Below are 11864 nucleotides of genomic sequence, written 5' to 3'. Positions count from 1 at the left end.
CCGCACGCGGTGCGCCCCCATTCGAGGACACGCCGCGCCTGACAGGGTGGCACCGCAGACGGCGCAGGGAGCCCGCAACGATGAGTGAACCGAACGATAGAGTGCGTCACGGCGAGGGCGGCGCGCACCGGCTGCGCGGCCGCCGCCGCTTCCTGAGCACGTCGCTCGCGGCGTCGCTCGTCACGCTCAGCGCGAGCGCAGCCGGTGGCGCGAACGCCGAGCTCACCTTGACCGACGGCGCTGCACGCCTCACCGCGACCGGCGCGCCGCGCCGCACCCTTATCATCGATACCGACCCGGGCCAGGACGACGCCATTGCGATCCTGTTCGCCATCGGCGCCGACGATCAGCTTGACCTGTCGGCGATCACGGCCGTCGCCGGCAACGTACCGCTGGCGCTGACCGAGCGCAACGCACGGATCGTGCGCGACTGGGCGGGCAAAACCCACACGCTGCCTGTCTACGCGGGGTGCCCCCGGCCGCTCATGCGCGGGCTCACGACCGCCGCCGACGTCAACGGTCGCTCGGGGCTGGACGGTGTCACGCTGCATGCACCGCGTGGCCCGCTGGAAAAGCCGCACGCCGTGACGTACCTGATCGACACCCTGCGCGCTGCCGCGCCGGGCAGCCTCACGTTGGTCGGCATTGGCCCGCTGACCAACCTCGCCCTCGCACTGACCGCCGCGCCCGAGGGGGTGCGGGCCCTGCGTGAGATTGTCATCATGGGGGGGGCGTGGTACCAGCGCGGCAACATCACGCCGACGGCCGAGTTTAATGTCTACGTCGACCCGGAAGCGGCCAGCATCGTGGTCGGCGCCGGCGCCCCGATCACGGTCGTGCCGCGCGACGTGAGTGTCAAGGCGCCCATCACGCCCGCGCGCATCGCGGCGTTCCGCGCGTTGAACAACCGGTGCGGTGCAATCGTCGCGGACATCATGACGGCGCAAGTGGCGTTTCAGCAGCGACGTGTCGGGGTGGCCTCGGCCCCCATGTACGACCCGTGCACCATCGGCTATCTCATCGACCCGACGATGTTCGGCGGGCGCCGTGTGAGCGTGGCTGTCGAGACGACCGGTCAACTCACGCTCGGGCAAACCGTGGTGGATTGGAACGGCCGCTCGAAGCGGCCGGCAAACGCCATGTGGCTCACGGATGTGGACGCCGAGCGCTTTTACGACACGTTGCTCGCGCGGATCTCGCGGCTGCCCTGAGCGGGCGCCGCGACCGGCCGGCCACGCGAGACGACGGGCGCCACGCCTGCAGAGGAGCGCAAGCGCCGGGATCGATCCGGCGCAGGGAAAACGGAGCGAGCCGGTCCCGTGACGCCTTGCCTGACGGGCCGCGCGCGGCGGTGAGGCTCGCGCTCGGTCGCCGCGGCATCCCGCCCCGACCGGGGCTCTACCGTCCTCATGCATCAAGCGCGGGTTGCCGCCGCACCCGCGGCGAGCGCGCGCCGCGCGAAGCCGGTGCGTCGGTCGATGCAAAGCCCCGTCGCTGTGTGGCGGCTACGCGTTTTTTGATGAAGGAAGAATACCTTATGGTCAGAAGTATTGTGCCGACGTCACGCAGGGGCACGCCGCAGGTGGCGGGGTTCCCTAACGCTCGCGAGGCCCCTCGAGGTCGGGTGGGGTGTGATGAGGCCTATTATAAAAAGTTGAATTGTAAAAGCCTGGCGAGCCGGCTGTTTGTGCCGCCCGACGACCTGCCCAAGGGTACCGGCGCCCATTTATGCAAGGTGATTCACTTGCCGCTGTCAATCAGCAAGTTAAGGCCTGAATCACGATATGTTTTTTATATTGACCCATCGCTGTTCTACGTGGATGACTGTCCATCGTCTCGAACCTTTGGTGAGAGCCTGTTTGACGCCTGGCGGGGAACCCGGCATGCGGAAAAATTTTGCGCAGGGATGCACTATGCCGACTCCGAAGATTTTAAGTTATGGGATTTTGAGTGCATTAAAGAATTTTACCGGATCGTGGCAGGGGATGTGAAGCTGTGTGTGCCACTGAAGACACGTAGTTTTCTAGTGTCTCTTGTTTCGGCCGGTAGTTGCGGCGCCAAGTACAGCGTAATGAAACGTTATAAAGAGGGGAGTGTTTGTTTCAATATAGCGGACAGGACCCTCAACCTTAAAGAGGCGGGGGATGCCTATTGCGCATTTCAATTCAAGCCCGGGATCGATGAGGTCGACAAAAACAAATTTATTGATGACCTCAAAACCACCGATGGGTTGATCGCTCCGGAAAGGCTCGCGGATCTTTTTGAATATGCCAAGTACGCGCTTCCGGAGGGTGATCGAATCTACGATTTTTCAGCCACTTACGGGCCGGGATATGCCCATTTGTATTTCCCCGAACAGGAATATCCGCGGTGGTTTTCGCTCGATGCAAAGCCCACCATGGCGGAAAGAGGATTTTTGCACAGTTCCTTGGAAAAAAATCACGCCGGATATTTTATGTTGTACCGAACAAACTACAAGGATGAAGCTCAAATCAAGGACTTGTATAAAGATGCCTACGATAGGTACAAGATCGCAAATTTAAATAATTTTACCGAAGATGAGCAGATTTCGTTGATTGCGGGTTTTGTTTCCACTATGGTGCATTGGCATTTTTTTGGAGATAAAAATAACAGAATATGGGTGCAAATACTTTTAAACCATATGCTCAAATCGTGCAAGCGCAGTGAGGCTATTCTTGCGGTGCCTAATGGCTTTGCGCATGCCGTCCGTCACGATTGGGTGACCGGAGGGTTGCCTGAACCGGGCACCCCCGGCTATCTGGAGGTGATGCGCCCGGCGGTCGATGCCATTCGGGATGGCATGGCCTATTATCAATCCTTGTGCGCTTAAGTGATTAGGCGTGGGCGTATTGACTGCGTGACAATCCGCCCCCGTCATAGTCGAGGCAACGCCAATCGGCACGGGGACGGCCGAATGACCGCGCCGCGTTTTTCCGCACGGCAACTCACGCCACGTGTCGCATCGCTTCGTCATCATGCGGTGTGCCGTAGACGATCGACGCAGGCGGGCGTTGGCGGGCGTCGGCGGGGGGGCGGCACCTTCAGCACCTTCGGGCCCGTCGACCGTGTCCCGTCTTGCCTGCGCTCGGGGCTCGGGTCGACACCGGGCGGTCGGCTCGACTTCCCGGCGGGTGAAGACGCTTTCCGGCGGGGCGTTGCCTCAAGCAAAGGCACGCGGGCGCATCGACATGATGCGTGCGTACCCTTGGGCGAGCTCGCGGTGTGCCCCGCGCGCGTAATGCTCAGGTTCAAGGAGTCGTCGCAGCCCCCGTCGTTATGTGGCGGATAACCGTTCGTGGGAAGCGTGCGCGGACGTCTTCTAACCGAGCGTTTTCCGAGCGCGAACGTGCCGTGTGCAGACTTGCTCATGTTGCGCACCTGCAAGTGCTCGACGGCGACCATGGCGTGGTTTTTGCCGATTGTGCTCGCTGCGGCCACATTTCAGCCGATAACCGTAAGACGCAGGCGCGGTTCGCCTGCCTCACATGCGGGCACACGGCCAATGCCGATCACGTCGGCGCGATCCATGTTTTAGCGGAGGGGCGCGCCGTTTCAGCCTGCGGAGAGAAGGTGCGCTCAGGCCGCTCGAAGAAGCGGGAACCTACCGAAGCGCCCCGGGCTCCCGCAGCCTAAGCGCTGTAGCACCCCCTTCCTTCAGGCAGGCGGGGATGTCAATCCGCCTTGCACGCCGCGACACCATCCGTAACCTTTGACGCATCCGGGCGCAGCGTCCGCGCTCCGCGCTTGTCGCGTGCGCTGCGCGCACCACTTCGTCGTCGAAGGCCGCCTGCCCGCAGCCGGCGCACGCCGCCATGGTCGCGGGGAGCGGTCGACCCAAGCGGACGTCACCGCGACCCCTTGGCGACCCCTTGGCGACGTATGGCGTCGCTGTTCGGAAGATTTTCACATCGCACTTTGCACTGGCGAGCCCCGTGCACCGCGCGCTGACCGGCATTGTGAGCGCCGATACGCCGGCCTTGGACGCCGGCCTTGGCTCGGCTCGCAGCGGCGAGCGCGTCGGGCGCGCTCGCCCCTTCGCGCGGCCGGTGCGCCCCCGTGGCCGATGGCCGCCACCGGTACGCCCCGGCCGCGTGCCGCCCGAGGGTGTCGCGCCGAATGTGTCGGCCTCGCAACCGCCCCCCGGCACTCATCCGGGTAGCGACGGTTCGGTCCGCCTTTTTCGCCCGTGGGGACCCCCGCTTAGCAGAGTATCGAACGTCTCTGCGGTACGTCGTTTCGTGGCAAGGGCGGTGCGCTCTGCGCCGAGGGGTGACACGATACGAAAGTTTGCACGCAATACCGAAAGTTTTTTACCGGATTTAGGGTAAGAGTCTTGGGCAGCCAATGACTTTGAGCCTTCTCCGTTATGCCTAACAATTTCGCCCTTGCCGTAAGTCCCAACAAGGAGGGGGTGCCACGTCTTGAACCCGCCCTTAACCTCGCGTCGATCGAATCCATGCCGAGCAATGCGCCCGAACCCTCGGATGAGGTGTACGAAAGTCTGGCCGATCGGTTTTTCGGCACTGCGGGTCGAGCGGCGGACCCGTTGACGATCACCGCGTCCTCCCCCGGCACAACCATCCTCTTCAACCCCGAGAGCGTCGCCACCGACCACACGCTCACGCCCGTGGCGCGCGGCAAGGCGTTATTCACGCGAATCGTCGGGTACGTCGCGTCGACGCTGGCAAGCGGCGGCGCCGACGCGGCGAGCGCGCGCGCGGCAGCGGTCGCGCTCGCGACCCAGTTGGGAACGCCCGAGTTCGCGGAGCTCCCGCGGTTAGCGGCGACGAGCGCGTTGCCCGCCTCGTTGACGGGCTCGCCGCGGAGCGCGACGCGCATTGCCTTGACGCTCGAGGGGAAGGTGCAGGTGGGTTGTGAATTTCTGTGGACGCCGCCTGTCGATTCCTCGCCCCCGGCATACGGCGCGGTGGAGACCGAAAAGTCCGATCCCCAGGAATTCACATTGCTTGTGAAGAGCGCCATCTGGCTTGAGCGTGAGATAGGCGCCGTGAGCTCGGCGCAGGCGGTCGGCGCGGCGCGATTTGTTTGGCACGTCCAGGTGGAGAGCGCTTCCCGGGCGAACTTCGGTGCGGGTCCGGACGCCGAGCTGAAGTCCGGCGGCTTGGGGCTCGAGAATCACGTGTGCGAGGCGCTGGCGAGAGTATGGGGTAACGCCGGGTTCCGCGTCGTGCCACCCCGCGGCGTCGGCGGCCCGCCTGGAGATAAAGAGTCTTGCGCCACGGTCGGGTTAGGGGTCGTCGGCGCGGCGAATTGGGTCGCGCCCCGGCAACCCGAAGAGAGCGCCGGCGATCGAGGTGCACCCCCTTTGGGCGAGGGGGGCGCCGCGGAGCGCGCGGCACCCCCCTCGCCCAAAGGGGGCGCCGCACTCCCGGGCGCCCTGAGTCGGGCGAGCGCGAGCCGGCCCGACGGGCCGGGCCCCGTGCCCGTGTCGATGCGGGCCGCCCCGCACGAGCCGCAAGTGCCGGCGTCTTCTGCGAGCGCCGCGAAGCAGGCGGCCGCCGGCGCTCGTGGTTGGTGGACGCCGACGCTGTACGGCAGTTGGCTGGCCGCGGCGGCGGCCTATTTGACCGGCACCGCTGTGCAGTTTTTTGAGAAGCTTCAAGCCCTCGGCGCTGCGGCCACCATGTTGATTTACCCGGTCATGCAAGGCGGGGCGATCGCCGAAGTGGTGACCGTTTGGTGGCAGGGCCGTAAGCAGGCGGCCGAGCAAAGAACCCGAGACGAGGACCTCGCCAAAGTCGGGACGCAAGCCGACCGGTTCCGTGCAGAGGACGCCGCGTACAAATTGAAAATGACCCTGCTTAAGGCGCAAGCGGGCGAGCAACCCGCCGGCGGGGGGGCACTCAAAAGTCCCGAAGTGGCCGTTGATGAGGGCGGTCAAACGGAGGCCACCCAGCGCGCCGTCGGGGCTGAGGCGCGCCCGGTTCGGCCGAGGGTTGAGGACGCGCGCGCGGCCCTCGAAAGGACGGAGCTCACGACGCTCTCGGCGGTGGCGGGCTTGCCGGCGCGCGCCAACCGGGTGTGGTATGTTCGCGACGTCTACGTTCAGGCAGGCGCCACCGTGGTGCGCTTGTTGAATTGGGCGGGCACCAAATTCGGCTTTTTAATTTCCCCGCTGTTGGGTGCGTTCACCGGCTTGTTTGGGGCAGTGGGCGGTGTGTTGCATATCGTGCAAGGCACGTTCGAGCGCACGCGCGCCATGCAGGACACGGCGACGCTGAAGCGCTTTAACGCTGAAGTGCTCGGGCTCGCCAGCGGCGAGGATGACGCGTTGCAGGCAGCAACTTTGAAAGCCGCCCCTTCGACAGGCGCCCCTTTGACTGCCGCCCCGTTGACCGCCGCCCTTTCGACAGCTGACATTTCGCGCGCGCGCTTGGTGCAGCTTGACCGTCGACTGCGCGAGGACAGCCCCGGTATGCCGGGCAAAGAGCACTTCCGCACATTACTTGAGGGATCCGAAGAGTATGACCTGAGCGTTGCGAGCAAGCTGGCGGACGTCGTACTCGCCAAGTTGTCGAAGAACGCCGAGCATATGATGGAAGCGGCAGCCAGGCAACGTCGTAATGCAAATATTCGCATTGGGTTTGGGGGTGGGTCAGTGGTTTGTTCGCTTGTGCTCGGCGTCTTCGCGTATCTTGGTATCGGCGGTTTGCTTGCCGTGGGCTTCGTCACGGCCGTCGTTACGTTGGCCGTCGGCTGGCTCGGTTTCGCGGTCGCCGAATGGGTCAGGGCCGGACGAGACAAAAAACAGGTCGGTGCGCCGGCCGACGCCGAGCTCGAGAAGATTCGGGGTTGGGCCGACGCTGACCTCACGACGCTCGAAGAGAAGTTTCTGGCCGAGAAGGATCCCGAAGAATTCTTCGTGGGTGCGCTGATGGCGAGATATCTTGCGTTGTCAACGAACGTCGACGCGCAGGAGGAGTCGTCGGCGACCCTCGACGCGCAGCAGCCGAACAGAAGCCGCCGCTTCTCGAAACTTCGCGTCAAGGTGACCAAGCGAATGTGCATTCAAGCAGCGATTGACGAATTCAGAGCGCTCCGGGAGGTGTCCGACGCCGCTGTGAAGAACCCCGATAAGACGGAGTTTGTCGAGATCGTCACCAGTATCACCCAACATATTGAGGGCAAGCGGGGGCTGGAGCGGCGACTCGCTGCGGCCGCCAACCTCACGACCGTGAACGCCGCGGCCTAACCCGACGGCTTGGCGCCGCGTACGCCTGCCCCGCAAGTATCGGGCGCGGGCTCGGCGCCCAACGAGCGCATCGGCGCCGCACGGCCTGTGCGCTGCGACGCGAGATGCGTCGCTTGAGCGAGGCGGGCCCGGCAGGGCCGCGACCCGCAGGCCCCGCAGGCCCCGACGGCCAAACCTGTCGCCGCCCGGTCATGACGTTGGGCGGGAAGTCAGCAGCAGGCGAACGCGGCGCCCGGGTGAAGCACCGGGGGCGCGCAATGCTCCGATATCTCGGCATCCGCCGAAGGGTAACCGGCGAGTGATCACCGGTCCCGCCGCCCGCGCAGGGGTCGGCAAGCGCGTGCGTGGAGCGAGGCAAGCGAGGCAAGTGAGGCAATTCAGGAGGGGGGCGCCTGCGCGGAGCGCCCCCGTGGGCACGGTGGCAGGTGCTGTGGCAAGAGCGGTCGTCGTCGACTTGGCGCTTGGAGACTCGGGGGGAATTTGCGCGTTCACCAGGCGGGTGAAGTCATGCCCCGGAAGGCCCGATGCGTCGATCTGCATAGCGTAGCGAATTGGCCCATGGGCGCATTGCCGTCTTTCGCCGGTGGGCGAAAGAGAAAGCGACCGCGACAGCCATTTGCAATGGCTTCGCACTGCTCGGCGCGCGCGTGCCGAGGTGCGGCGTCGCGTCTTGCGGCCCCGCCATTCCCATGCCGAGCATCGTACGGGGTGCGCGTCGCGCGGTGGCGGGTTAGGTCGGTCAACATTCGACAGACGCCGCGGCGGTCAATAGGTAGCGAAAACATCGACGGCCGCGCAGCCGCCTTGGGGAAAACTCGGCAAGTTGGCGGGCGAGTCGACCTCGGCCGTTCGCCTCGGGGGCGCGATTTTCGAGCTTGGGAGGGGGGCAACGGCACCGCTCACCGCTGTCTGGCGGCGAAAGCCGAGCGCGCTGAGTTTGCTCGTGTGACGCCGGCGCACGTCAAAGCGGCGGTGTGCGTCAATCATCGCGCGCGCAGCCGCCATCAGGTTACCCGCAAGCGTGAGTGGCGCAGGCGGGGCCGGCGCGACGCATGGCGCACGCCGGACCTCCCGGCTTCGGACCCCTGCGGCCGCCCGTCACACTGCCACGACATTTGCTGCACGCGCCTCCCTTGTACGGACACCTTCGCGCGCTCACGGCTTGCCTGCGAGCCGGCCCCGGCCCCGACGTTTCCCGTTTATGCAAATGTTGGCCAAAACCCGAATGTGGCGGGGGCCCGACGGTGGTATTTATGGGCATTATTCATTCTCATCTGAAGCGCTCCCTTATGGGTATCACTTTCTCTGCTCTGCGCGGTGGCCTTACCCCGCTCGTGCCCGACAGCCTTAAGATCGCCGTCGAGGTTGACGTCTCTGGCCCGCGGGCAGTCCAGAGGGCCCTTAAGTCACTCGAGCGGGCATTGAAGGACAGCATCGACCCGACGTTCTTTCGCGACAACCGCGCGCCGTCCGACCTTGCCATCCTGGCGCTTTACACGCACGCCGACGAACGGGGCGCGAGCACTGAGTTCATTGAGAAAGCTTGGGAAGCCGCCATCGAGGGGGTGGCCGAGCATCTCTCACCCGTGGGGAAAGAGGCGGTATTACACACCCTTGGAGCGGGCGCCATAGACAATGCGTTCTCCCAACTCCTGTCGGAACCTATCAGGCTTTGTCTGGCCGCGCAGGTGTTGAGCGTGCAAGGTCACTCCTACGAGCTCTCGGACGCCATCAGTGAGGCCGTTTCTGGCGGCGCCACGCGAGAAACGGCCTTGAATTTGATCGAGTCCAACCGTTGCAAATGCGAACACGCGTTCACGCAGGCCGCAGGGCTCTATAAGAAGGCCGCAAAGCTCTTCGGGGAAAAAGGTAGTGACAAGGACGCCGTAAGCGCCGGTTTGAGCGCTGGTAGAACGTACACGTTCCTCGCTGGAACCCACATGGGCACGGATCGTTTTGGGTCAGCCTCAGACGCCTTCTTTGCGGCCGAACGAGTTTTCCTCCAGCTGGGGATACTCGAGCCGGAGGCACTCTTCCTGGCCGCCGACGCGAAGTCTAAGGCGGAGGGCGCTCTCAGTAAGGCTCAGGAACTCGGCCAGCGGGCTGCCCCTCAGGAATTCGACCAGGGGGCCGCCGCCCCTGCCGCCTGAGGACGACTGCGCCAGTCCAAATGCAAGCGAATGCGTCCGAGTCGGCGGTAAACGCCGACCGAACGGCGGTACGCGCTTACGCGCTTACGCGCACAGGGGCGGTTCGGATCAGCGGGTCGCCACGCCTTGGGGATGGCCGCAGACGCCGACATGCCCGCGGATCGGCGTTGTCTGCAAATTTCGGCGATCCTGATCCGTCAGGGGGGGTGTTGCACGGTCAATGGGTGGGGGTGAAGGGGGGCCCGACCCGGCGTTGGCCGGAACAGGTCGTGGTGTCTTGCTGTTGTCTTGCGCATCAAATCGCCCTGGATCCGAAGCTTGCGAGCCCGATGCACGCGGCGGACGCGCATCGCGTGTGCGGGCGTGCGGTCTGGGCGCCAGGTGCGCCGGTCTTCGGGCGGCAACTGACGAGGGACGACGATCCAGCGCGAGCCGACACGATCATCGAGCACTTCAAGCACTTCAAGCACTTCAAGCACTTCAAGCACTTCAAGCAGATCGGTGCGCGCGGCCTGATAGAGATCCTGCGAGCCCCCGTCATCGAGGATCCGGACGTCAAACTTCGCAAGTTTCGCAAGTGGGGGGAGCCCGCGTGTGGCGCCACCGTCGCCGTGCGTGACCTTCAATGCGTCGCGTCGTCGGTGAGGCGCACCCGGAACAGCGCGCAGCGTTGGCGGCATGCCTGCCGGCCGAACGTATCGGCCACCCCGGGTAGGATCAGGGTGTACGCATTGTCCGCCCTGCAGCGGTCCTCTGAAGCCTTATACCGTAAGTTTTGCGAAGAAATGGGCGGCGCGTATGGCCGCAGTTGCCGCTCCGTCCGGTGAAACAGTGACCGTTTTCCTACGGTCGGCGAACACCGCGACGGAGCCGCGCCGGGCGAGGTGTCCGGCAGCTCGCACCGTGTGACGTCCCCGCTGCGTTGCACCGTTTCGCGCGGCCGGCGCACGGGGGTGTCTACCGCTCCCGTGCGCGCTCGCGCGATCAGGTGCCCCGGTACGAGCGGTGCAAAGCCGCGTAGTACAGTAGGCCTGGCACGACGATGCCCACGATCCAGGACACGTCCACGCCCCCCAGCGCGTCGACCCACGGCCCCGTATAAAGCCCCGTCGCGACGAAGGGCAGTTGCACAAGCACGCCGATCCCGTAGACCGCGAGGCCCGTCACGTTCCAGCGCCCATAGCGCCCGTCCGGCTCGAACAGGGCGGGCAGGTCGTAACGCGCGCGCGTGATCCAGTAGTAATCGACAAGATTGATGGCGCTCCACGGCGTGAAGAAGACCAGCAGGAACAGCAGAAACGACGAAAATGCCTTCAGGAAATTGTCCTGCCCTGCGAGCGCGATACTGCTCGACGCCGCGACACTCAGCAGCACGAATACGAGCCGCGTGCGCGCTGAGATCTCGCGCCGGCCGCCGAAGCCGGTCAAGATAGCCGCGACCGACATCACGCTCCCGTAGGCGTTGAGTGTGGTGACCGTCAGCTTGCCAAGCGCAATGGTGAAATAGAGTCCCGCCGCCATGGCGCCTGTCGCGCCGAGTTGGACGATGAACGCGACCTCATGGCCCGAAAAGCGATCGCCACCGAGCGCCGCGGCCAGCACGCCGAAGGTCATCGACACCTGTGCGCCGAGCACGCTGCCGCTGAACACCGCCAGAAAAGTCTTTGCCGGCGACGTGGTGACCGGCAGGTAGCGCGAATAGTCGGCGACGTAAGGCCCGTAGGCGATTTGCCAAGATGCCGACAGCGAGATGGCGAGCAGAAACGACGCAAGCGTGAAATGACGGTTGGCGAGCAGCGCAGCGAGCGCATGGCCATGCAGCAGGCTCGCGAACAGGTATAGGAACGCGAGCGTGCCGACGAGGCTGGAAAGGCGCCCCATCGCGTGAATCGTGCGATAGCCGAGCCCCGCGAGCAGTGTCACGCACAGCGAGAACATCAGAATCGCCGCGGCGTGGCTGACATGTAGCAGTTCGGCGAGCGCCTGTGCGGCCAACACGGTGCCACCGGCCGAGAAGCCGACGTACATGACGCACACGAGCGCAAGCGGCACGATCGCCCCATATACGCCGAACTGCACGCGGCACGAGATCATCTGTGGCAGTCCCAGCTGCGGTCCCTGTGCGCCGTGCAGCGCCATCACCGCACCGCCGCAAAGCTGCCCGAGGAGCAAGCCGACCAGTGACCATAGGACGTCGCCGCCCAGGACGACGGCGAGTGCGCCGACGACGACCGCCGTGACCTGCAGGTTCGCGCCGAACCAGAGAGTGAATTGACTGAAGAGATTGCCGTGGCGCTCGGCTTCGGGAATGGGGGCAATTGAGCGACGCTCAACCAGCGATACGTTGGCGACGCGACCGGTGGTCGGTTCCATACTCGGCTCCTGACGTTGGAGAACAGGGCTTGGGGCCTGCTCGGATTGGATGAAACGGGTGTGCCTCGTGTCGTCTGCGCAAGCGGCCGGGGGACTCGAACATGATC

The 11864-nt window shown here is 64.9% G+C and carries 6 protein-coding genes; 4 read left to right on the top strand and 2 right to left on the bottom strand.

Annotation, left to right across the window (positions count from 1 at the left end; all coding sequences use genetic code 11):
• The first annotated feature begins 80 nt into the window (after positions 1–80).
• From MB84_RS27315 to MB84_RS27300, 4 genes are all read left to right on the top strand, one after another.
• Entirely contained in the window at positions 81–1211 is a 1131-nt protein-coding gene (locus MB84_RS27315; protein WP_084010148.1) for a nucleoside hydrolase, read from the top strand.
• Between the two features lie 116 nt (positions 1212–1327).
• A complete protein-coding gene (locus MB84_RS30375; protein ID WP_157123103.1) occupies positions 1328–2851 on the top strand; it encodes a hypothetical protein in 1524 nt (507 codons plus the stop codon).
• Between the two features lie 1536 nt (positions 2852–4387).
• Positions 4388–7234, top strand: a complete 2847-nt coding sequence (locus MB84_RS27305) for a hypothetical protein (protein WP_052654204.1) — start codon at positions 4388–4390, stop codon at positions 7232–7234.
• A 1253-nt stretch (positions 7235–8487) separates the two neighbouring features.
• Complete coding sequence (locus tag MB84_RS27300) at positions 8488–9384, top strand: hypothetical protein (RefSeq protein ID WP_052654201.1); 897 nt, start codon at positions 8488–8490, stop codon at positions 9382–9384.
• Between the two features lie 197 nt (positions 9385–9581).
• Here the strand turns inward: MB84_RS27300 and MB84_RS31870 are convergent, their stop codons facing one another.
• Positions 9582–10064, bottom strand: a complete 483-nt coding sequence (locus tag MB84_RS31870) for an ATP-binding protein (RefSeq protein WP_425415929.1) — start codon at positions 10062–10064, stop codon at positions 9582–9584.
• A 304-nt stretch (positions 10065–10368) separates the two neighbouring features.
• Positions 10369–11757 carry a purine-cytosine permease family protein gene (locus MB84_RS27290; RefSeq protein WP_052654193.1) on the bottom strand — a complete coding sequence of 463 codons (1389 nt, stop codon included), beginning with the start codon at positions 11755–11757 and terminating at the stop codon, positions 10369–10371.
• Positions 11758–11864: the final 107 nt, after the last annotated feature.

The sequence above is a fragment of the Pandoraea oxalativorans genome, from assembly GCF_000972785.3.
Lineage (GTDB): Bacteria > Pseudomonadota > Gammaproteobacteria > Burkholderiales > Burkholderiaceae > Pandoraea > Pandoraea oxalativorans.
Note: the sequence above shows the minus strand (reverse complement) of the source record. Positions and strands in the feature narration are given on the sequence as shown.